The sequence below is a fragment of the Ruegeria sp. HKCCA4008 genome, assembly GCF_013033125.1.
Lineage (GTDB): Bacteria > Pseudomonadota > Alphaproteobacteria > Rhodobacterales > Rhodobacteraceae > Ruegeria.
On record NZ_WQDM01000003.1, the window covers coordinates 195141 to 217395 of the forward strand.

General features: G+C 55.0%; 22 protein-coding genes and 1 tRNA gene. 8 read left to right on the forward strand and 15 right to left on the reverse strand.

Going from position 1 to position 22255, the window contains the following annotated elements:
- The 3 genes from ugpE to ugpB form a co-directional block, all read right to left on the reverse strand.
- Positions 1 to 837, reverse strand: coding sequence for a sn-glycerol-3-phosphate ABC transporter permease UgpE (gene ugpE, locus GOW60_RS08950; protein ID WP_171229212.1), 837 nt, complete (start codon positions 835 to 837; stop codon positions 1 to 3).
- A 20-nt stretch (positions 838 to 857) separates the two neighbouring features.
- Positions 858 to 1739: a sn-glycerol-3-phosphate ABC transporter permease UgpA gene (ugpA, locus tag GOW60_RS08955; RefSeq protein ID WP_152459032.1), complete on the reverse strand. Its 882-nt coding sequence runs from the start codon at positions 1737 to 1739 to the stop codon at positions 858 to 860.
- Positions 1740 to 1800: 61 nt separating this feature from the next.
- On the reverse strand, positions 1801 to 3111 hold the full coding sequence (gene ugpB, locus GOW60_RS08960) for a sn-glycerol-3-phosphate ABC transporter substrate-binding protein UgpB (protein ID WP_171229022.1): 1311 nt from the start codon (positions 3109 to 3111) through the stop codon (positions 1801 to 1803).
- A 172-nt stretch (positions 3112 to 3283) separates the two neighbouring features.
- Here ugpB and GOW60_RS08965 point away from each other — a divergent pair, with 172 nt between their 5' ends.
- Positions 3284 to 4186: a LysR substrate-binding domain-containing protein gene (locus GOW60_RS08965; protein WP_171229023.1), complete on the forward strand. Its 903-nt coding sequence runs from the start codon at positions 3284 to 3286 to the stop codon at positions 4184 to 4186.
- A 198-nt stretch (positions 4187 to 4384) separates the two neighbouring features.
- Here GOW60_RS08965 and GOW60_RS08970 read toward each other — a convergent pair whose 3' ends face one another.
- The 3 genes from GOW60_RS08970 to dgcN all read right to left on the reverse strand — a co-directional run bounded on the left by GOW60_RS08970 (position 4385) and on the right by dgcN (position 7298).
- Positions 4385 to 5245 (reverse strand): D-amino-acid transaminase, encoded by an 861-nt coding sequence (locus GOW60_RS08970; protein ID WP_171229024.1) that lies wholly within the window; start codon positions 5243 to 5245, stop codon positions 4385 to 4387.
- 10 nt (positions 5246 to 5255) lie between these two features.
- Complete coding sequence (gene dgcA, locus GOW60_RS08975; protein ID WP_171229025.1) at positions 5256 to 6221, reverse strand: N-acetyl-D-Glu racemase DgcA; 966 nt, start codon at positions 6219 to 6221, stop codon at positions 5256 to 5258.
- Between the two features lie 75 nt (positions 6222 to 6296).
- Positions 6297 to 7298: an N-acetyltransferase DgcN gene (dgcN, locus tag GOW60_RS08980; RefSeq protein WP_171229026.1), complete on the reverse strand. Its 1002-nt coding sequence runs from the start codon at positions 7296 to 7298 to the stop codon at positions 6297 to 6299.
- A 295-nt stretch (positions 7299 to 7593) separates the two neighbouring features.
- On the opposite strand from dgcN, the gene GOW60_RS08985 reads away from it, so the two are divergent.
- Positions 7594 to 8556, forward strand: coding sequence for an L-malyl-CoA/beta-methylmalyl-CoA lyase (locus tag GOW60_RS08985; RefSeq protein ID WP_171229027.1), 963 nt, complete (start codon positions 7594 to 7596; stop codon positions 8554 to 8556).
- A 44-nt stretch (positions 8557 to 8600) separates the two neighbouring features.
- On the opposite strand, the gene GOW60_RS08990 is transcribed toward GOW60_RS08985, so the two are convergent.
- A complete protein-coding gene (locus GOW60_RS08990; RefSeq protein WP_171229028.1) occupies positions 8601 to 9179 on the reverse strand; it encodes a PA14 domain-containing protein in 579 nt (192 codons plus the stop codon).
- Between the two features lie 119 nt (positions 9180 to 9298).
- Positions 9299 to 9751 carry an Lrp/AsnC family transcriptional regulator gene (locus tag GOW60_RS08995; protein WP_171229029.1) on the reverse strand — a complete coding sequence of 151 codons (453 nt, stop codon included), beginning with the start codon at positions 9749 to 9751 and terminating at the stop codon, positions 9299 to 9301.
- Between the two features lie 73 nt (positions 9752 to 9824).
- On the opposite strand from GOW60_RS08995, the gene GOW60_RS09000 reads away from it, so the two are divergent.
- Positions 9825 to 10421 (forward strand): LysE family translocator, encoded by a 597-nt coding sequence (locus GOW60_RS09000; RefSeq protein WP_171118858.1) that lies wholly within the window; start codon positions 9825 to 9827, stop codon positions 10419 to 10421.
- Here GOW60_RS09000 and GOW60_RS09005 read toward each other — a convergent pair.
- Entirely contained in the window at positions 10397 to 10549 is a 153-nt protein-coding gene (locus GOW60_RS09005) for a hypothetical protein (RefSeq protein ID WP_171229030.1), read from the reverse strand. The genes GOW60_RS09000 and GOW60_RS09005 overlap by 25 nt on opposite strands.
- 123 nt (positions 10550 to 10672) lie before the next feature.
- On the opposite strand from GOW60_RS09005, the gene GOW60_RS09010 reads away from it, so the two are divergent.
- A complete protein-coding gene (locus tag GOW60_RS09010) occupies positions 10673 to 11635 on the forward strand; it encodes an acetyl-CoA carboxylase carboxyltransferase subunit alpha (protein ID WP_152459042.1) in 963 nt (320 codons plus the stop codon).
- 3 nt (positions 11636 to 11638) lie between these two features.
- On the opposite strand, the gene GOW60_RS09015 is transcribed toward GOW60_RS09010, so the two are convergent.
- The 3 genes from GOW60_RS09015 to GOW60_RS09025 form a co-directional block, all read right to left on the reverse strand.
- Positions 11639 to 12769 carry a lytic murein transglycosylase gene (locus GOW60_RS09015; RefSeq protein WP_171229031.1) on the reverse strand — a complete coding sequence of 377 codons (1131 nt, stop codon included), beginning with the start codon at positions 12767 to 12769 and terminating at the stop codon, positions 11639 to 11641.
- 113 nt (positions 12770 to 12882) lie between these two features.
- On the reverse strand, positions 12883 to 13530 hold the full coding sequence (locus GOW60_RS09020) for a GntR family transcriptional regulator (protein ID WP_170346010.1): 648 nt from the start codon (positions 13528 to 13530) through the stop codon (positions 12883 to 12885).
- A gap of 30 nt (positions 13531 to 13560) precedes the next feature.
- A complete protein-coding gene (locus GOW60_RS09025) occupies positions 13561 to 14256 on the reverse strand; it encodes a M48 family metallopeptidase (RefSeq protein ID WP_253283469.1) in 696 nt (231 codons plus the stop codon).
- A gap of 100 nt (positions 14257 to 14356) precedes the next feature.
- On the opposite strand from GOW60_RS09025, the gene GOW60_RS09030 reads away from it, so the two are divergent.
- The 3 genes from GOW60_RS09030 to GOW60_RS09040 all read left to right on the forward strand — a co-directional run bounded on the left by GOW60_RS09030 (position 14357) and on the right by GOW60_RS09040 (position 16711).
- Positions 14357 to 14683 carry a TIGR02300 family protein gene (locus GOW60_RS09030; RefSeq protein WP_152459046.1) on the forward strand — a complete coding sequence of 109 codons (327 nt, stop codon included), beginning with the start codon at positions 14357 to 14359 and terminating at the stop codon, positions 14681 to 14683.
- Positions 14684 to 14826: 143 nt separating this feature from the next.
- Positions 14827 to 14902 (forward strand) — tRNA-Ala (locus GOW60_RS09035).
- Between the two features lie 282 nt (positions 14903 to 15184).
- Positions 15185 to 16711 carry a site-specific integrase gene (locus GOW60_RS09040; protein WP_171229033.1) on the forward strand — a complete coding sequence of 509 codons (1527 nt, stop codon included), beginning with the start codon at positions 15185 to 15187 and terminating at the stop codon, positions 16709 to 16711.
- A gap of 75 nt (positions 16712 to 16786) precedes the next feature.
- On the opposite strand, the gene GOW60_RS09045 is transcribed toward GOW60_RS09040, so the two are convergent.
- Together GOW60_RS09045 and GOW60_RS09050 are read right to left on the reverse strand one after the other, a co-directional pair.
- Positions 16787 to 17860, reverse strand: coding sequence for a hypothetical protein (locus GOW60_RS09045; RefSeq protein WP_171229034.1), 1074 nt, complete (start codon positions 17858 to 17860; stop codon positions 16787 to 16789).
- A 255-nt stretch (positions 17861 to 18115) separates the two neighbouring features.
- Positions 18116 to 18640 (reverse strand): hypothetical protein, encoded by a 525-nt coding sequence (locus tag GOW60_RS09050; protein WP_171229035.1) that lies wholly within the window; start codon positions 18638 to 18640, stop codon positions 18116 to 18118.
- 325 nt (positions 18641 to 18965) lie between these two features.
- On the opposite strand from GOW60_RS09050, the gene GOW60_RS09055 reads away from it, so the two are divergent.
- On the forward strand, positions 18966 to 19526 hold the full coding sequence (locus tag GOW60_RS09055) for a recombinase family protein (RefSeq protein ID WP_171229036.1): 561 nt from the start codon (positions 18966 to 18968) through the stop codon (positions 19524 to 19526).
- Between the two features lie 638 nt (positions 19527 to 20164).
- Here GOW60_RS09055 and GOW60_RS09060 read toward each other — a convergent pair.
- Positions 20165 to 22237 carry a hypothetical protein gene (locus tag GOW60_RS09060; protein ID WP_171229037.1) on the reverse strand — a complete coding sequence of 691 codons (2073 nt, stop codon included), beginning with the start codon at positions 22235 to 22237 and terminating at the stop codon, positions 20165 to 20167.
- Positions 22238 to 22255: the final 18 nt, after the last annotated feature.

The following is a 22255-nucleotide window of genomic DNA, read 5'->3' on the forward strand; positions in this document are numbered from 1 at the left end:
TTACTTCTCGCTATCGACAAGGCCACGGACAAAGAGCTTTTGCATCGACACCACCACGATGACCGGCGGGATCATCGCCAGAATGGACGTCGCCATGATCGTCGGCCAATGCGCAAAGTCGTCACCGGACGGGAACATCTGCTTGATACCCATCACGATGGTATTCATTTCGGGATCGGTCGTGATCAGCAGCGGCCAAAGGTACTGGTTCCACCCATAGATGAACAGGATCACGAACAGTGCGGCGATGTTGGTCCGGCTCATGGGGACGACGATATCGATGAAGAACCGCATCGGTCGCGCGCCGTCGACCCGGGCTGCCTCGGCAAGCTCATCCGGGATGGTCAGAAAGAACTGGCGGAACAGGAAGGTTGCCGTGGCCGAGGCGATCAGGGGAAAGATCAACCCGTAATAGCTGTTGAGCATGCCGAACCCGGCGACAACTTCGAACGTCGGAACGATGCGGACTTCGACCGGCAGCATCAGGGTCAGGAAGATCAGCCAGAAGAACGCCGTTCGTCCGGGAAAGCGGAAATAGACGATCGCGAAAGCCGACAGCAAAGAGATGATGATTTTGCCGACTGCAATTCCGATTGCCATCACCAGGCTGTTGAACAGCATCGTGGCAACGGGCACATTTACCCCCGAGAACAGCGCCGCCTTGTAGTTCACCCAGAACTGATCGCCGGGCACGACAGGCATCGGTGGCGAAACGATCTCGGCCTGGGTCACGGTCGAAGCCACGAAGGCAAGCCATATCGGGAAAAATATGATCAGGACACCGAGGATCATGAGGGCATGGGACAACCAGATGCCCGCGCCGCGTTTTTCGACCATTCCGTGCTGTTGGGCCGCCATCAGTAATGCACCCTCTTTTCCACGTATTTGAACTGGATGACCGTCAACAGACCCACGACGATCAGCAAGATGACCGATTGCGCCGAAGACGAGCCGAGGTCCTGCCCCACAAACCCGTCCGAGAATACCTTGTAGACAAGGATTGTCGTCGACTGTTGCGGCCCGCCGCCGGTGATCGTGTGGATCACGCCAAAGGTTTCGAAAAAGGCATAAACGACGTTCACCACCAGCAAGAAGAACGCCGTCGGCGACAGCAGCGGCAGCACGATCGTGAAGAACCGGCGCCAGAAATGCGCGCCGTCAATCGCCGCCGCCTCGATCACGGATCTTGGAACGGATTGCAGGGCAGCGAAAAAGAACAGGAAGTTATAGCTTATGCGCCCCCAGGCCGAAGCAACGACCACCAGCCCCATGGCTTCGGTGCCGTTCAGAACGTGGTTCCAGTCATATCCAAGTTGGCCAAGATACCATGACACGACGCCGACGCGCGTGTTGAACATGAAAAGCCACAGAACGCCCGCGACCGCAGGGGCAACAGCGTAGGGCCAGATCAGCAACGTCCGATAGACCCCGGACCCTTTGATCAATCGATCCGCAATGACTGCAAGAAACAAGGCCGGGATCATCGAGCACAACGTGACCAACGTGGAAAACACCGCCGTTGTTACGAAAGAGGCGCGATAAAACTTGTCACTCAGCAGAAATTCAAAGTTGCCGAGCCCCACGAACTGGGACGACAGCCCGAACGGGTCAGGTATGAACAGCGACTGCCAGATGGCCTGACCGGCGGGGTAGAAAAAGAAAACAGCGGAAATGATGACCTGAGGGGCGATCAACGCCAATGGCAACAGCCAGCCGCGAAAGGTGACGCGTTTTTCCATCCTGAAAACCCACCGAAGAAAGAAAATGCGGGCCCTGAAAAGGCCCGCATGACGTTACGACTTATTGATTGGCGGATTCGAACCGGCGCAGCAACGCATCACCGCGTTCCTTCGCGCTGTCCATCGCTTCCTGAGCGGTCTTCTCTCCGGACCAGATCGCCTCAAGCTCTTCGTCGATGATGCCCCGGATCTGGTCGAACGATCCCAACCGCAAGCCTTTCGAATTTGCGGTCGGCTCTTTCGCGGTCATCTGGATCACTGCGACGTCGGTGCCCGGGTTTTCGTCATAAAAACCAGCGGCACGCGTAACCTCACCCGCTTCTGTGGTGATCGGAAGATAACCGGTGTTCTGGTGCCAGGCCGCTTGTACGTCAGGTGATGACAGGAAGCTCAGGAACTCTCCGACGCCTTTGTACTCTTCGGGCTCGTGACCCTCCATTACCCAAAGAGACGCGCCACCGATGATGGTGTTTTGCGGTTCACTGGTGACGGATTCCCAATAGGGCAGCGGACGCACGTCAAAATCGAACTCGGCCTCGGCCTTGATGCCGGCGTATCCGGCCGAACTTTCGGTGAACAATGCGCACTCGCCTGACCGGAAGTTCGCACCGCCTTCGTTTCTGCGACCGGTATAGATGAACTTGCCGTCCTTGGCCCAGTCACCCATTGCGGTCAGATGTGCAACCTGCACCGGACCGTTCAGCATCAGCTCGGTATCCAGACCGGCAAATCCGTTGTCACGTGAGGCAAAGGGAACGTCGTGATAGGCTGAAAGGTTTTCAAGGTGAATCCAGCTTTGCCATGCCGTCACCAGCGGGCAATCCTCGCCACCCGCCTTCAGCTGTTCAAGGACTTCGCCGACTTTTTCCCAAGTGGACAGATCCGTGTCCGGATCAACGCCCGCCGCTTGCATGGCATCGCGGTTGACCCACAGGACCGGCGTCGAGGAGTTGAAGGGAAGCGACAGCATCTCTCCGTCAGTGGTTGTGTAGTAGCCTTTGACGGCGCCAATATACGCGTCGGGATAAAAAGACGCGCCGCTTTCGGCCATCACTTCATAGACCGGCTTGATTGCCCCTTTGGCTGACATCATTGTCGCCGTGCCGACTTCGAACACCATCAGGATATGCGGCTGCTCACCGGCCCGGAATGCAGCAATCCCGGCATTCAGGGTTTCCGAGTAGTTGCCTTTGTGGCTTTCGACCACGACGAACTCATCCTGACTGGCGTTGAATTCTTCAACCTGTCCTTTGACAAGTTCCCCAAGGCGACCGGTGAAGGCATGCCAGAACTGGACTTCGGTTTGCGCCATTGCCGCCAAGGGGGACAAGGCCGTGGTGATGGCAAGAGCGCCAAGCAAATTCTTTTTCATGATTCCTCCCATGCATCAGGGTTGATGCTTCGTTGAATACCGACCGCAACGCGTAAACGGCACACATGACGATTTCACGACGTTAACGTCACAAAAATATAATTCAAGGCCTATCTACTTGGTGAAAAAATAACATAGTGTTATGAAATGGCGCAGCAGATCGGGATCAGCAATGAGTCAAATTCTGAGAGTTCGGCAGTTGGAGGCCCTGATGGCCGTGACCACCAACGGGTCTGTCACGGCCGCGGCGGCTGATCTGGGCGTGACCCAGCCAGCTGTCAGCAGATTGCTGTCCGATCTGGAAAAGTCGCTTGGGTTTCAGCTTTTTGACCGCCGGGAAGGCCGATTGGTGCCAACGCAGGAGGTTCGCTATCTCTTGCCAAGTGTCGAGCGCGTTCTCGAATTGATGAGACAAATTTCGGATGTCAGTCAGGATATCACACAACGCAAAGCAGGGCACATCCGTGTCGCTTGCCTGCCGGGATTTGCCACCAGCCATTTGCCCAAAGTCGTCGCCGGTTTCCTGAAAGATCGGCCCGGTGTCACCCTGACGATCGAACCAGACAGACCTGAACGCATTCTGGAATGGATGATCGGCGAGCAGTATGATTTCGGAATCACCGACAGCTTTCACGGTCATCCGGCGGTAGAAAGCAGGGACATCGACGTTCGCACGGTGTGCGTGTTCCCCACCGGGCACGAGTTGGAAGGCCTGTCCGAAATTACTCCGGCGGATCTTGCACACAGCAAAATCATCCACACTCGACGCGACAGCGATTTTTTCGGGCGGCTTTCGAAAGTGTTTCAACATGCCAATGTCGAATTGAACTCGCATATCGAGGTCAGGCAGTTCACGGCAGCATGTGAATTGGCGCTGGAAGGTGTCGGTGTCTCGGTCGTTAGCGAGCTGGATGCTGTCCAATACACGTCGAGGGGATTGAGTTATCGGCCATTTAAGCCATTTTTGACGCATACCCTTTCGTTGGTGCGTCCAATTCTGAAGCAACCGTCATTGGTAACGCTGGAATTCATTGAGCAGTTTCAGGAAAGCCTGAGCCCTTTCAAGGTCGGGTAGCCCCGCCTTCAACGATATTCCTGTGACAAAGCAGGAATTGGTCCGACAACAAGACCGGTGTCCCGACGGGAAGTCGCATGTGATCTGCTCATTCTCGGCGGGATCTACAGCGAAACTCCCTGCCCTGCCCCGGGGTCCGACTGAGGTTGGCACGGCGCCGCAGGAACCTGCTGCAACGCCGTCCAACGTGGTGGTTCTTCAGATCGCGGCCTTTCGGCTTTCATCCAGGTAAATTTCACGAAGGCGTTTGGCAATCGGACCGGGTGTACCATCACCCAGCGTGACTCCGTCAATTTCCACCACCGGCATCACGAAAGCACTGGCCGAGGTCGTGAACGCCTCGTCAGCCTCTTTGGCTTCGTCGATGGTAAACAGCCGCTCTTCAACTTCCATCTGTGCTTCGGCTGCCATGCGCAGCACGGCCTTGCGAGTGATCCCGTGCAGGATGTCGTTGGACAGCGGGCGGGTCACGATCTTGCCGTTCTTGACGAAATATGCGTTGTTGCTGGTGCCCTCGGTCACAAAGCCGTCCTCGACCAGCCATGCATCGTCGCAGCCCGCTTTCTTGGCCATCATCTTGCCCATCGAAGGGTAAAGCAGTTGCACGGTCTTTATGTCGCGGCGACCCCAACGGATGTCCTCGATCGAGATGATCTTGGCACCTTTCCGTGCCGCCGGGCTGTCAGCCAGCCCGGGCTTGTTCTGGGTGAACAGAACCAGGCTTGGCTTGGTATCGGCCGAAGGGAAGACAAAATCCCGGTCACCGTCACTGCCGCGCGAAACCTGAAGGTAGACCAGCCCCTCTTCGATGCCATTCAGATCAACCAGCTTGCGGTGGATTTCCAGCAGCTCTTCGTTGGTGCAGGGCTCGGCCATCTCCAGCTCGTCCAGAGACCGCTTCAGGCGCACCGCATGGCCCTCGAAATCGATCAGCTTGCCATCCAGTACACTGGTCACTTCGTAAACCGCGTCTGCAAACAGGAAGCCACGGTCAAAGATGGATACCTTGGCCTCGGTCTCGGGCAGGTATTCGCCATTTACATAAACGGTTCGGGTCATGTTTGTCTCCTCAGCCCCAGAACACCGCTTCGGGCGGGTGAACTCCGGCGTCGTCAAAAATCAGCGGGGTGTCGCGGTCTTCGGCCAACAGAAGCGGTCCGTCAAGGTCCGTCACCATCGCACCCTGCGCCAACAGTGTCGCGGGCGCCATGGCAAGCGAACTGCCGACCATGCAGCCAACCATGATGCCATACCCTTCCGCGATTGCGGCTTTGCGCAGTTCAAGCGCCTCGGTCAGGCCACCGGTCTTGTCGAGTTTGATGTTGATGACATCGTATTTCCCCTTCAGCCCGGGCAGGCTGGCGCGATCATGGCAGGACTCGTCGGCGCAGACGGGCACCGGGCGATCCATTCCGATCAAAGCGTCGTCGTCACCAGCCGGCAACGGCTGCTCGACCAGTGTTACGCCCAAACGCACCAGATGCGGGGCGAGGTCGGCGTAAACCTCGGCCGACCAGCCTTCGTTCGCATCCACGATGATCCTGGCGTTCGGCGCACCGGCGCGCACGGCCTCGAGCCGGGGCATGTCATCTGGCGTGCCCAGCTTGATCTTCAGAAGCGGGCGGTGCGCGTTTTCGGCCGCCTGAGCCTGCATTGCCTCCGGAGTATCCAGCGACAGAGTATAGGCCGTGATCTCGGGTCCGGGCACCGGCAGGCCCGCCAAATCCCAGGCGCGCTTACCCGCGCGCTTGCTTTCCAGATCCCACAAAGCACAATCCACGGCGTTTCGGGCGGCACCGGCAGGCAGCAGATCCATCAGCGACCGGCGGCTGAACTCAGCAGGCAGACCGGCGATCTCGGCCTCGACCGACTCGAGCGTTTCGTCATACCGCGCATAAGGAACGCATTCGCCCCAGCCCTGATGCGTTCCGTCCGACACCCGCACCGTCAGCACCTTTGCTTCGGTCCGTGACCCGCGCGAAATGGTAAACACCTGCGCCAACTGAAACACATCGCGAGAGACTTCTATCTGCACGCACCTGCTCCTTCATCTTTTCCCAAATACTCCCGCCAGAGGCGGAACCGGCCCGCCACCGGCGGGCCGGTTGGATCACATCGCGGCCAACGCGTCCACCAACTTGCCCGAGCCGAACCGGAACGGATCGGTCGCCGGCAGCCCCATATCTGCTTCGATCTTGGCCAGATATACTGTCGCGTCCTCTTCGGACATGTGCTGCGTGTTGACCGAAACGCCGACGACCTGACAATCCGGGTTCGCCACTTTGGCCAGCGCCAGCGCAGTGTCGCGCAGGGTTTCGAGCGTCGGCAGCTGATAGGTCGGCAGACCACGCATATGCGCGCGGGTCGGTTCATGGCTCAGGATCAGCGCGTCCGGCTGGCCGCCGTGGATCAGCGCCATAGTCACGCCGGAATAGGACACATGGAACAGCGATCCCTGACCTTCGATCAGATCCCAGTGGTCGTCATCGTTGTCCGGTGTCAGCCATTCGATCGAGCCAGCCATGAAATCCGCAACAACGGCGTCCAGTGGCACGCCATCGCCGGTGATCAGAATGCCCGTCTGGCCGGTCGCGCGGAAGGTCGACTTCATACCACGCTTGCGCATTTCGGCATCCATCGCCATTGCAGTGTACATCTTGCCCACAGAGCAGTCGGTGCCGACGGCCAGACAACGTTTGCCCCTGCGCTTGATCCCGTTGGCGATCGGGTAATCAACCTCGGGTACACGCACGTCGTGCAGCTTTCGCCCCGTTGCTTCGGCCACCGCCACCAGATCGGGCTCGTCGCGCAACAGGTTGTGCAGCCCAGAGGCTAGGTCAAACCCTTCCTCAAGCGCCATGACCAGAACCTTTTTCCATTCCTGACTGATGACGCCGCCACGGTTGGCGACACCGATAACCAGCGTTTTGGCGCCGGCCGCTTTGGCCTCGGTCAGAGTCATATCCTTCAGACCCAGATCAGCCTTGCAGCCGTCCATACGATATTGGCCGACGGCGTTTTCCGGGCGCCAATCCTTGATGCCCACAGCCACTTTGGCCGCCAATTGGTCGGGCGCATCGCCCAAAAACAGCAGGTACGGTGTCTCGATCATTGCGGTCACTCCTTTGATTCCGGCCCAAGCTAGAGAAGCGTTTAAACGAGCGTTTCGCGTTTTGATCCGCCCAACACGGCGGGTACGCGAGTTTCTTGCACCATTGACACAAAAGGCGCAAAATTATTCGAAGTTTCCAAAGTGATTAAACTTTAATCACCACTTCCCAGCCGCTGGCACGCGGCATTCTGCAACCGCATTGCCGCAGATGCACAATCTCCCTTGCGCCAGGTTGCGCAATTTAATACCTCATTGGGCGAGAAAATCGCAATTTCATTACCCACACGAGGTCCAGATGAGCTTTCGCATCCAACCCGCCGCGCCTGCACGACCCAATCGCTGCCAACTGTTTGGTCCGGGATCGAATACCAAACTGTTCCCGAAAATGGCAGCTTCTGCTGCGGATGTGATCAACCTTGACCTCGAGGATTCGGTTGCGCCTTCGGACAAGAACATCGCCCGCGCCAACGTCATCGAAGCCCTGAACACTGTTGATTGGGGCAACAAATACATGTCCGTTCGCATCAACGGATTGGATACCCCCTATTGGTATCGTGACGTTGTCGACGTGTTGGAGCAGGCAGGCGACCGTCTGGACCAGATCATGATTCCCAAAGTCGGCTGCGCATCGGATGTCTATGCCGTGGATGCCCTTGTCACCGCCATTGAACGCGCCAAGGGCCGAACCAAACCCATCAGCTTCGAGGTCATTATCGAATCCGCTGCCGGTATCGCGCATGTGGAAGAGATCGCAGCCTCCTCTCCCCGTTTGCAGGCCATGAGCCTTGGAGCCGCAGATTTTGCTGCCTCGATGGGAATGCAGACCACGGGCATCGGCGGCACACAGGAAAACTACTACATGCTGCGCGAGGGTGAAAAACACTGGTCCGATCCGTGGCACTGGGCCCAAGCCGCCATCGTTGCCGCCTGCCGCACCCATGGGGTGCTGCCAGTGGATGGGCCATTCGGGGATTTCAGCGATGATGAAGGGTACATCGCTCAGGCGAAACGCTCGGCGACGCTGGGCATGGTCGGCAAATGGGCGATCCATCCCAAGCAGATTGCACTGGCCAATCAGGTCTTTACCCCGTCGGATGAGGCCGTTTCCGAGGCCCGCGAAATCCTGGCCGCAATGGAACAGGCCAAAGCAAACGGTGAGGGCGCAACCGTCTATAAAGGCCGTCTTGTCGACATCGCCTCAATCAAGCAGGCCGAAGTCATCGTGGCGCAGGCCGAACTGATTGCGGCGGGCAGCTAAGCCATAAAAAAGGGCGCTCCTTCGAGCGCCCTTTCATGAATTCTTCAACGGCCAAAAACGTCATTGGGCGTCCATGTGAAGCGTTCCCCCTTCTTTCCTGACTTCATCATCAGGCAAGAGGTTCCCAGTTTCTGGAAATAGACGATCTTCAATGGATACCAGCCCGCCTTGGGCACTTCCACTTCGGTGCGTTGATTGGCTTCACAGCCCTGAATGCCATTTACCCGGCCAATCTGCTGACCGCCAACCCAAGCCTCTATCCCGTCATTCGACCACGTTTCCAGCTCGTAAACGCCCGGCGAGTCAAACCGCATATACCCTGTGACCTCGGCGGCAACGTTGTAGGCCTGGTCGAAGGTCAAGACATCCTCACCCTTGCTGGTGTCCCGGTAATCCAACCCGCGCAACGGCTTTCCGGGCTTCGCCTTAGACAGCATGCTTTTTGCCTGACTCAGATCCCGGATCTTCTTGTGTTGATTGCCTGTACCGAAGTATTTGACATTCAAACCCGCCTTCGGAGACGGCTGTGGATTGGCGGGTTGCAGTTTCAGCGGGGCAGACAAAGCGGCCCCGGCAATGACCGACATGGCAACTGCGGTCGCCACTGTTCGAACGAGTTTCATCGTAATCTCCCTGTTTGCGTGCCGTTTTGGCTGGGCGTATCCTCTGGCAACGTCATTGCAATGACACTAGGCCCTGAAAATTTGCGCTGCAAGAGAGTGTGGCTTCACATTTCCAGTGGCTACGCACGCAGATCCTTGGGTGACCCCATGACCACATAGGATGTGATCGACGTGACATGAGGCAGCGTTCCCAGCACCTCGGTATGGAAGGTCTTGTAGGACGGCAGATCAGCGCATTCGACGCGCAGCAGGTATTCGATCGTACCGGTGATGTTGTGGCATTCGACCACTTCGGGGGCTTGTTGCAGGGCCCGCTCAAACCCCTCTTGCGCCGCTTTCGTGTGTTCACCAAGACCGACCCCGATATAGGCGACAAAGCCGACACCCATCGCGGCCGGGTTCAGAACCGCTCGATAGCCGGTGATCACGCCGGCCTTTTCCAACTCTTGAACGCGACGCAGGCAGGCGGACGGAGACAGCCCGACCCGTTCGGCCAATTCCAGATTGCTGATGCGCCCATCATGCGTCAGTTCCTGCAATATCTGGCGATTTATCCGATCATTCTTCATCATAAGTTGCAGAAATAGCGGAAACGCGCACGAAAAAGCAATTTCATTTGCTGCCGGTCAGACGATACTTCGCAGCATGACTTACGACATCCTTCTGGCCCTCATCGCTTTTGCCTTCGTGACATCCATTACGCCCGGGCCGAACAATCTGATGCTGATGGCATCGGGTGCGAATTTCGGCTTTCGGCGTTCGATCCCGCATATGCTGGGCATTGGCCTTGGCTTCACGCTCATGGTGCTGCTGGTCGGTGCCGGGCTGGTTCAGGTCTTTGACCGGTACCCGGTCAGCTATTCCGTGCTGAAGGTCGTGTCGGTGATCTATCTGCTTTATCTGGCATGGAAGATCGCGCATGCCGCGCCAGCCGCAGGCGATTTGGCAGCGGGGACACCCATGACGTTTCTGCAAGCCGCTGCCTTTCAGTGGGTGAATCCCAAAGCCTGGGCCATGGCCCTGACCGCCACAACCGCTTACACGCCCAGTCAGACCCTGCATGCGATTGCGCTTGTGGCGTTGGTTTTCGGGGCGGTCAATCTGCCATCGGTGAGCACATGGACCTTTCTGGGGCAGCAGATGTCGCGGGTGCTGACGAACCCGCGCAGGCTGGTTGCGTTTAACTGGACAATGGCGGTGCTGCTTGTGGCCTCGCTCTATCCCGTTCTCTGGCCCAGTTGACCCAGACAGGTTTCGGCCAACACATCCTCGGGCGCGGTGTCGGGTGGGTACAGGGTCAGACGCCGCGTTAGATTGTCGTGGGTGCAGGCCAGAACGCGCAGCGCGGGGTCTTTCTTGGCGGCGGCCATCAGTATCCGTTTTTTTTAATTCGCCCATCTGAAATCGAACATCTTCACCACTCGGATCTTGCCGAGTTGCATCCGGAGCACCGTCAGGCCATATAGCAGGGAACTTTCGCGTTGAGAGGCGTCATGACCCAGTATCTGGATTTCGAAAAACCGCTGGCTGAAATTGAAGGCAAGGCTGAAGAGCTGCGTGCGTTGGCCCGAACCAACGAAGAGATGGACGTAACCGAAGAAGCCGCCGCGTTGGACGCCAAAGCCGCCAAGCTTCTGGATGAGCTTTATGCCGACCTGACCCCATGGCGGAAATGCCAGGTCGCCCGCCATCCGGAACGCCCGCATTGCAGCGATTACGTCGATGCCCTGTTCACCGAATTCACCCCTTTGGCCGGAGATCGCAATTTTGCCGATGATCTGGCCGTGATCGGCGGGCTTGCACGTTTCAACGATCAACCCGTTATGGTGATCGGCCATGAAAAAGGCAGCGACACCAAATCGCGGATCGAACGCAATTTCGGCATGGCCCGCCCCGAAGGCTATCGCAAGGCGGTCCGCCTGATGGAGATGGCCGGTCGGTTCGGCCTGCCGGTGATCACCCTGATCGATACCGCCGGCGCCTATCCCGGCAAAGGCGCCGAGGAACGCGGTCAGTCCGAAGCGATTGCCCGATCGACCCAGATGTGTCTGAAGATCGGCGTGCCCCTGGTGTCGGTCATCATCGGCGAAGGCGGCTCGGGCGGGGCCGTGGCCTTTGCTACCGCCAACCGCGTGGCAATGCTGGAACACTCGGTCTATTCGGTGATCTCGCCGGAAGGTTGCGCATCGATCCTTTGGAAAGATGCAGAAAAGATGCGTGAAGCGGCCGAGGCGCTGCGTCTGACCGCTCAGGATCTTCACAAGCTTGGCGTTTGCGACCGGATCATCCCTGAACCCAAGGGCGGCGCGCATCGCGATCGTCCGGCCGCTGTCGAGGCTGTACGCGCGGCTCTCACCGATATGCTGGCGGAACTGGACGGCAAAGACGCGGCGACCCTGATACAGGACCGCCGTCAAAAATTCCTCGACATCGGCTCTAAAGGGTTGGCGGCGTAACCGTCAGCCGCCCAACCTGCGCAACAATGCAACCGAAGGCTCTCCGGTGACCGCCATGCCGTTGGCGCTTTGATACGCGCTGATGGCAGACGTCGTGTTTTTGCCGATCACCCCGTCCGCGCCTTTCGTATCATACCCTTGGGATGTCAGCCGACGTTGCAATTCCTTGCGGTCGTCCAGTGTCAGACCGTTTGCATCTGGCCCGAACGAGGCCTGAAACGGCGCGCCACCGGCGATTCTGTCCGCCAGATGACCGACCCCGATCGCGTAACTGTCCGAATTGTTATAGCGCTTGATGACCTGAAAATTGCGGAAGACGGCAATGCGCGGCCCGGGTTTCTGTGGTTGCAGCACGGCGACCGGTGTACCGGAAACGGTTCCGACCTCGCCCCCCCAGGGCTGCCCCCGCACCCAGCCTGAGCGTGACAGGTAAGCAGCGGTCGAAGCCAGAGAATCCGTCGGATCGTCCGACCAGATATCGCGCCGCCCGTCGCCGGTGAAATCCACGGCATAGGCCAGGTAAGAGGTTGGAATGAACTGCGTGTGCCCCATCGCACCGGCCCAGCTGCCGGTCATCTTGTCAGGCGTGGTGTCACCATTCTGAAGAATCTTGAGCGCCGCGATCAACTGGCTTTCAAAGAACTGACCACGCCGCCCGTCATAGGCCAGCGTCGACAGAGCTGATACAACGGGCACATCGCCCCGACGCGCGCCATAGCGACTTTCCAGCCCCCACACTGCAACGACGATTTCCTTGTCCACCCCGTACTGCGCCTCGATCTGCGACAGCGTCCCGTTGTGTTGCCGCAGCATCTTCTGGCCGGTGCTGATCCGCTCGTCCGAGGCGGCAATGGCCAGGTAGTCTTCGAGCGAACGCTTGAACTCTACCTGATTGCGGTCGCGCTCGATCACATCGGGCAGATACCCTGCACCCTGAAAGGCGCGGTCAATCGTGGATTGTGAAATTCCCTGCGATGCCGCCCTGCCCTTGAACCCGGCAACCCAGGCGTCCCAACCCGCGTTGGGAACAGCTCGCATACGCGATGCAGGCGCGCTGGATGGCGCACCGCTACCCGTGCAGGCGGCCAACAATGTTGATCCAAGGCAAATGGAAAAAGTCCGTCGAGTGATCATGGCTGTGGTCTGCTCTTGTTTGTGATTTGCCACAAGAGTAACCCAGTCGGGCTGAACAGGCCAGAACGGTGAAACCTTGCGCAGTGGGCGCGGGAATGTCGGCAGGATGCCGCTTAGCTCACCAGCAAGCGCAATCCCTGCGTCACGTCCGAACGGACCGCCAGGCGCAAGCCCGGTTCGTCCCCGGCCTTGAGGGCAGCAATGATCAGCTTGTGATAATGCGGTGGCTCAGTGCGCCTGAGACGCCCGTAAAGCGCCCTCATCGTCGGCCCGAGTTGCAGCCAGACCGTTTCGGCAATGGCCAGCATCGCGGGCGCCTGAGCCCGCAGGTAAAGTGTGCGATGAAATTCCAGATTTGAACGGATGTACCCAACCGCGTCCCGCTTGGTCACCATCTCGGCAACGGTCATGTTGATGGTCTGCAACCGGTCGATAAGCGCAATATGCGCCCGGGGCAAAGCCCGGCTGGCCAGCTCGACTTCCAGCAACGCGCGCAACGCCGCCAATTCCTCAATCCGGTCGTTGGTCAATTCAGGTGTCGAGACCCGGCCGGAATTGGAAAGGAACAATGCCCCCTCGGCGGCCAGACGGCGCACGGCCTCTCGCGCCGGGGTCATCGAGACGCCGAATTCCTTGCCGATGCCACGCAAGGTCAGCGCCTGTCCCGGCGCCATCTCACCATGCATGATTCGAGACCTCAGGGCCCGATAAACCCGGTCATGAGTGGCAGTTTGGGTGTCAGACGGGCGTGTGCTCAACATCCGCTTATGTGATCACAAAACAGCGCAAGGTCAACTCGGCTTTGCGTCAAACCTGTAACGATGCAACTCAGCCCCATTGTCTCGCAACCAGCGGCGGGGTTGCTGACAGGGGCCGAAAATGCGTTCCACCTGTTCCCAGAACGCGGGCGAGTGGTTCATCTCGACAAGATGCGCCACTTCATGCGCGGCCACATAGTGCAGCACCTCGGACGGCGCGAGAATGAGCCGCCACGAGAACATCAATCCACCCTGCGAACTGCATGATCCCCAGCGTGACCGCGTGTCGCGCAGGCTGAGCGTGCTGTACGACCGCCCCAGCATTGCCGCGTAATCATCACACGCGCCAATCAATCGGTCTCGCGCCAATTCCTTCAGAAATCGGGCCAATCTGCGCGCCTCGGCCCCTTCTGGCACTGCGACCTCGTCCGCCATCAACTGAACGCGCCGACCCTTGGCGGGCACGATTCGCCGGACAACGCCTTCAATCGGTATCTTCTGTCCGAACTGCACCACGGCCGTTTCCGGCCTGTCCTGCAAATGCTGACGAATCCACTCTTCCTTGGTACGTGCGAAACTCAGCGCCTCGGATTCAGGCACACCGACCGGATAGGTCAGCGTAACCCGGCCGTCCAGCTGAGAAATTCGCAAACTTATGCGCCGCGCCTGGGCGGATTTGCGCAGCCTCAGTGGCACCGGCGGTGTCCCTGGCAATGCGTGCTCTCCCATATCGCGACCTCTCTTGCGCAAAGACTTTGACAGTGCCCTCTGCCTGTGGCAGGTGAGCTGAATCATTTAGACGACTCACCTGATATCAAGGGGATTTGACATGCCCAAGGAAGAATGGGGCGTAAAGCGCGTTTGCCCGACCACCGGTAAGCGATTCTACGACCTGAACAAGGACCCGATCATCAGCCCCTACACTGGCGAGATCGTGGAGCTTGAAACATCCAAAAGCCGCATGATCGCGGCGGATGCAGAAGATGCCGCCTCGGTCAAAGCGCGTGAAAACGCGTCGGATGAGGAGCTGGTACTGGATGACGACGACTCTGTCGACGTTGAACTGGACGATGATCTGCTGGATGACGATGATGACACCAGTGATGACGTTTCGCTGGATGATATCACCGACATGTCTTCGGAAGACGAAAACTGATCATGTCAAAGGCGACCACAGGGTCGCCTTTTTCGTTCCACGGACAGCTTAGTGCGGAAATTCGCGTTCGATTCCATTTTTGGACTTGCACTCGTCGTCACTGTCTCCTAAACGTCCGTCCACCGCATCAGCGGTACCTAGATGGGGCCTTAGCTCAGTTGGGAGAGCGCTTGCATGGCATGCAAGAGGTCAGGGGTTCGACTCCCCTAGGCTCCACCAAAACCTAACAGAACAACTAGATAGCAAGCATTAGAGCGGTGTGACACACAGGTGTGACACAAAATGAAGCTGTATGCGTATCTCTCACTGTCCAGACATGGCATCTACTACTTCCGTTGGCCACTGCCCGACACAAGACCAAAACCCCACACTAGACCAAGCACCACACGTCGGACCCTTCGGGTGTCTTTGCGTACAAGATGCCCTAAAGAGGCTGGTACACTGGCACGGCGTCTTGCAGTGTGCGGCGACACAATAACAAAGCACATAGAAGCATCGGGCATGAACCACGGCGAACTGCGCACAAAGGTGCATGAGCACTTCACAGAAGTACTAAAGAAGGCAAAGGCGCGTAGAGATGAACTCGGTCCCTATACCGAACTAGAGAAAGAACGCATCGCTGACACCATCCGACTTCATAAGGCGGACAACGAAGACTTCTGGGACATAATGAAGAAGGGCTATGCCACTCAGCAGTACCAGGCCTTTTGTAACGCATCTGGCATTCCCCAGAAGCAACCAATCCAAACCAAATGGGCGATTCTTGATGAAATTCGGAAGGCTTGGATTTGCTTTCACGAAGCAATGCTTGAACACGATAAGGCCTTCGAGACATACGATTTCAGCACGTCGCCCTGCGCGCCTGAGAGCGCCACAGAGAGCCCAAAACCTACTTTCGGCAGCAGTTCCACCAAAGTCTCAAAGAAGCCCTCAGAGACGCCTTCTAGCCCGCTCCTGTCCGCCCTATTTTCCGAGAGAAAAGCCGAGGCGGAACAGACAGGTCAATGGTCGGCCAAGCTGCTGAACGATTATCAGGCTTGGACAGACCTCTTCATAGAATTGCAAGGCGACCGTCCGGTTCTAGACTACAAAAAACCGGACGCACGCGACTTTAAAAATGTCCTGATTGAGCTTCCAAGCAACAGGAATAAACTACCGCAAACGATAGGCCTGACGCCTAGAGAAGCCGTACAAGCAGCTAAAGACCACGGTCTACCAACGCTATCTGTAAGTACAGTCAACAAGGCCTTGGGAAGGCTGCAAGGGATATGGAAGTGGGCAGACAAACAGTTGGACGAAGAGGTTACCGACATCTTTGGGCCGATGAAGATTGCTGATAACAACAACGCCAGAAACCAACACAACCCTTTCAGCAAAGAGCAACTGCAGACCATTTTCAACAGCCCCCTGTACACAGGGTGCAAATCAAGGCGGTTCCGCACAGTGTCGGGAGATACAGACTTGAGCAATACCAGTTGGTATTGGCTTCCACTGCTCGGCCTATGGACTGGCGCACGTCTAAACGAGTTGTGCCAGTTGAACGTTGAAGACATCGACCATGAAGAGGGTATACCCCTAATTCGGGTCCAAGAGAGCGACAAAGGCCAGCGCGTCAAGTTCGGCAAAAGCAGACTTGTTCCCATACACCCAGAGTTAGTCCGGCTTGGCTTTCTCCACTTCGTACAGGCTCAGCGACAGGCAGGCCACAAGCGAGTATTCCCTGAACTAAAGCTGGGAGCGACAGGGTACCACTCAGATCAGGCCAGCAAAGACTTCAACCGCTACATCGACAGAATTGGTGTAAAGACGGTTAAGACCTCGTTCCACTCTTTCCGCCATAACTTCAAAGATGCTTGCCGTCACGCCGGGGTTCCGCCTGACATCAATGACATCTTACTGGGTCATTCTTTGCCCGGTATGGCCGGACGCTATGGTGACGGAAACGTGCCATTGCCAGTGCTATATGAGGCAATCTGCAAGGTCATGTACAAGAGAACGTCCTTTAAACACGTCAAAGGCTATCCGTAGAATGAGGTCACAAACTGGCCTGCAGTCCGAAAACTAATTTATGTAGCCTGGCTGCTTATCGAAATGGAAGACAAGCTACTCGTCGCCTCCCGTGATGTCTTCTAGAAGCAATGTCTCGGCCTTTATCAACCTTATCTCGGAGACCAATTCTCGCAACTCGTTTACGAGCAAGTCCTGATGTTCCTGTGGCTCGCCATCTTGGTCATCTTCTTGCAATTCCGGTTCGGGTGGCTGCAAGTAGTCCATCTCACCACCTTTCTTACTAAAGGCGAGGTATTTTTTGACAGCCGTTTCAAGGTGCGCATCGTGTTCTGGCTTATAGGCGTCTCCAGCGCGCTCCTTTAGGCCCTCAATAATTTCCGCTACCAGATCGCCCTCCCGTTTCTTTAGATCGTCCCTCATAGATTTCTCAATCGTCTCGTTCGAGAGGCGCTTATGCCTTAAATCTTCGATCGCGTTTTGAACCCGCAGGACATCTAGAACGATCCCAGAAACCTTTTTCGACATAAATGCGAACGCAGAAATGAGCATCAAGCTGCCCGTCACGCAAACAACTATTGAACCATTTGTTGCACCCACGACTTTCAAGTCATGCGGTGTCTGCCCAACCAAGTGACCAACGCCTCTTGCGATGTCGTTCCAGTCGCTGGACCACTTCTTCATATCCGCGATATCTCGGATTGAAGCATCCTGCTTAAACTGGATGCGCGCCGAGGCCATGTCGCCGTTCGGATCATCCGGTACAGCATCTGGCTCGAAGCCATTGTTTTTCAACTCCGTAACGAGCGAATTGAGTGTTTGGACAGCGTTTCTAACGCTTGTCAATGCTTGACTGATTTCAGATGCTGAAGTTGCAGGATCATAGCTCGACCGGGTTACAACACGCTCAACGAACTCAGCACCTCTGTTCCCGAGATACGGCGCAACACCCATATCGTCGAGATGTGCAACCTGCTGGAAGTTAAGCTCCGTCATTGGCATCGACTTTAGGACCAAAATCAGGTCCTCCAACGGTTCTCGGACTGGTTGCTTCTGGTTCGGTGACGCATTGTGGTTGAGGACGGTTTGGAGCTTTTGGTATTGGTCGCCCAGACTTGGACCCACCTCATCATACCAACGAGCCAGTTCGAACACTTCTGCTACTTCCATTCTCTAAATATCCCCTTTTGATGCAAATGCATTTATTGAATGATCCGGCTCATCTTTCGGGAATTCTTCGGTGATATTCAACTCTTGTCTCGCAAAGATGTAACCGCAAAATTTTCCGACAGAATTTTTCGGCATATTTTTTCGCGCCCTTATCTATAGGTATCTGAGGACGTGCTTCCCCCATACCCCCTAAAACCCCGAGACCATCGCTGGATAGCAGAAGTCAAAAGGCAAAGGTTACACGCAAATGGTGGGTTAAATCCCTGACTGCATGATCGCGCAGGTTACAGATATTGTGCCACCAAAGAACGATACCAACGACGTCGCTGCCATGATTATTGCCAACCAATGCACGACGTTTCTAATCTTCTGTCGCCTGTCTGCTTCTTTCTTACGTACAACGTACGGATGCTCCCATATCAACGTCACCAAAGAAGCGATACCGTGGTCCATCAGATTGACTAAGTAAGCTAGAACGGCGGTAAAGGCTCCTGAACCCACTCCGAGCGCAAACCATAGTATTGGCCATACGAGGTATGTGGATTTGAACGCGGCTGCACCGGCACTTGCTTCAACTGCTCCCAAAAAAGCCAGTAGAGAGATAACGGCTGCGCCGTTTACAAGAATTAGGGATCGTATTGCCAGCGCAGAGGTGTCTAACGCCGCCTTTAAATAGTCGTTTTGTTCCGTCGCATTTCGATCATGTGCTCGAAGGGCGTGATCTCGGTTAATCTCTTCAAAGTACTTTGCACGCTCAAAGTCGTTATTGTCATCTGTCATACCTTATCATGTAGAAAGCCTGCACCCAGAACGCAAGATGCTGAGACTGCAGCACCTTAGGACATCAGCCTGTAATTGGGCGCGTGCTATGGCTGGTTGCCGGTACAGCGTTAAAAGAGATTGACGCTAAAGTCTCTCGCATTAACTGGGTTCGACCGGGTATTTGTTGAGGTCCCCAAAGCCGCTTTTTGTGCTCGGTGTTTCACTAGACCCTGCCCCAGCGACACAACAGGCTCACACGCAAATTGCGTCTCACAGATATTGACTTTGCCTTTTGGGACAGTATGTATCTCAATATCATAGACTTTGAGAGACGGAACAGATCATGCTTGTTGGCTATGCTAGGACTTCCACTTTGGATCAAACGGCTGGGCTTGATGCTCAACTACGGGAACTAGAAAAGGCCGGGTGCGAGAAGGTATTCACCGAACAGGTATCCTCAGTGGATGTGAAAGCGCGTGAGAAGCTCACAGAGGCGCTCAACTTCATCCGAGAGGGTGATCACCTAGTAGTCACCAAACTGGACCGTCTGGCGCGCTCAATGGCCCACCTGATGGAAATCCGCAGCCAGCTTGACGCCGTTGGGGCCCACCTAACGATCTTGGGATTAAGTCTCGACACTTCCACTGCCCAAGGCAAGCTGATGTTGAACCTACTGGGAAGCGTGGCCGAGTTTGAGCGTGAGATCATGCTTGAGCGGCAACGAGAGGGCATCGCCAAGGCTAAAGCTGCCGGTAAGTACAAAGGACGCAAGCCAACTGCATTGGCAAAGTCGGACGAAGTGCTTTCTCTGGCAGGTAAAGGCGTCGGCGCTACCAAGATCGCTAAAGACCTCGAAATCAGCCGCGCATCGGTATACCGGATACTCAATTCAGGTCAAAGCTGACCGCTGCTACCCCATTTGTTGGCGGACTGGAGAGGTGAAATCTGTACCTGAACAGATGTACGCTCCTACCGGATCATCTATCTTCTTTGCAATTCGTGCTCATATCTTCTGGTATCTGCTTAGCCCTCCCTCACTTGAGCAAAACAAACGCGGACAGATGTATTTAGCTGAATATGAATTGTGGCGGCTACTTCATCTGTCTGCCGCTGCACGGTTATGTATTGGATTGAATACCAGTATGTACCAATGCGGTATGATATAACTGATATGAACATTTAGTATGTGACCATAGATCACTATAATAGATAACAAAAATAGTATGCCTACCGGATGTTTATACTGATACTATTCACCCTGGATAATAACTTGATAGTATACTATATATATGAAAAAATGTATATACATAGTATATCCATATTGTATGATACGCAGTGTATGAACACTGGTTGTATATACCTAGTACAGTAGATCAATACCTGTACATAGCACCATGGTGCAAATCACCTGTATAGTTAGCCATGGTGACCCACCTAATTGACATACGTAGCACATACATTAGATGTGCAAACAGCTTAAGCTCCATTTAGTTAGATTTTTTTACGAAAGCAGCGGCTGGCCAAACTATTGTGTGTGATAGGTTACTCCGAAAATGAGCTGACTATGTTTCCATTCCAATTCTTAGAGTCGAACCTGCCATTGTCTTCGATTGCGATAAGCGCTTTCATCAAATCACCTGATGCCCACTCCTTTGGATCGCTAACGTCTAACTTTTGTCGATTAACATCGTTAGTAAGTATTATGCTGGGACCGGTATAACTGGACGCAATATTGAATCCTATTTTGGCAAAGCTCTGGATTGGATAGCCGTCGGATGTTTTAACCTCCTGAAACTCATTTGACTCAACAATGTCTGCATAGGCAGCTATGGCCTCATCCATTCGGCCGTCTATCCAGTACATTTCGGCAGCCTTGAATTTAGCTTCAGCGCGGACGTTAGCTGGCAGCCCTTCAACGCTCCCAACAAAACGCCAATTGTCTGCTGTCGGGTTCTTTGCAGCAAAGTTGCGAACGTCCCAAACGGTGTCAAATGACCCCTTGAGAGTTTCTTGGAAGGCGCTGGGCTTTGTGCCCATACTTAAGGAGGCTTCTTCGTGATCCAACAGTTTTCCAAAAAAAACTTCCGATGAACTCTTGTATTCCACTACTTTAAAGAGTCCGTCTTCAGTAATCCAATCTGTCAAAAGAGGAAGCTCATCTTGGGTCGAAGTGCCTCCGTCCACTGCCAACGCCATATCAATTCGATCGACTTCGTCCGGCAAGTTACCTGGTCTTGGAAGAACGCGGATATCGGTTGACGAGTTCCAGGAAAACTCGAAGTTAGATGCTTGATCGACGACCTGATGCAGTTCTAAGGATGTCAGGACACCTAAATGATCTGAGTTCGCGCGTCGGGTTCTATTCACTACACGGTTAAACTTGTCTGAATCAGATAAATTGGTCGCTATATCGAATGGAACAGTTTCGTCGCCGTCTTGAATGATCTCATAGAGATACAAGGGGTAACCCGAAACTGGATCTTGGAACTCTAGCTTGACGCGTCGGCGTCTGTCTTCGACGTTGGTGAGCCAGATTTCTGAAACAGTCGTTTCCAGGCCAACTGAGCGTTTGTCAACAATTCTACCTGCAAGGTAAATTACACGGTCATTGAGCTCCTCCGGCAACCTAAATCTTGCCATGCTGCATGCAATTTTTTCAGCAGATTTTAGTTTCCTTTCAAGGTACTCTCTAGGGTTGCCAATTTCTTCAGGGAAATCCTCGGCTAGGTTCTCTATTTTTTCCAGTATTCCAAGAGACTCCATAAACGTAATGCTAAAGGGATCCATGGCGTCGGGTTCTGAGGCGGTTCCTTTTAAGTAATAAATTCTCAAACGCTTCGGGCCGCTCTCCATTTCTTCTTTAGTATAACAGTATCCTTCTTCATCTTGCGCTGTTCCAAAGGGCAGCAACTCATAAATGCTGTCGAAGGTATAGCCGTACTTATTCACAGCATACATAGCCACTCGATCGATGGCCTCAATTCCGAATAGATCAGTCCCGTCCATCAGTGAAATCAGAGATTTAGGTGAGCCGGTATGAGGCGTTGCGACAAAAACAATTGCACCGATTTCAACGCGTTTTCCATTTTTACATGTCTTGTCAAATTCATTCATTATCCAATGTTTGACTACGAGACCACCCATGCTATGAGCGATAAGAATAATTGGACGCTTGGAGTCATTCGAAACATTGCAAAGGAAATTTCCAAGCTTTCTTGAGCTTACAACGTTGGAAGACCTCCAATCGTAACTGAAAGGAAAGAAATACTCTCTGGAACCTGGATCACTTGCTTGTTCAGAGAAGAATGGCCCGTATGCAACTTCCATAATTTCTCTATCAAATGCGTTGAGTGATGTTAGCACACTGGTTTTGACGTTTTGGTCAGGTGAGAAAAAAAAGTCTTTAGCCAGAACATTGGCGCTGACCCAAATATCCTTATCATCCACCGCCAAACGCGAACCCAATATCCCGGGAACGAAAACAATCTTGTTTTTACTTCCGGGTAAGTTGAAACCACCGCCCCTCGCGGCATCAATCCCTTGAGCTCTTGTTGGATTGCTGGAAAGGCTTGTCGCTATTGAAATAGCGACGACAAAAACCAATTTATGGAACATGATGACCTCAAGTCGTTT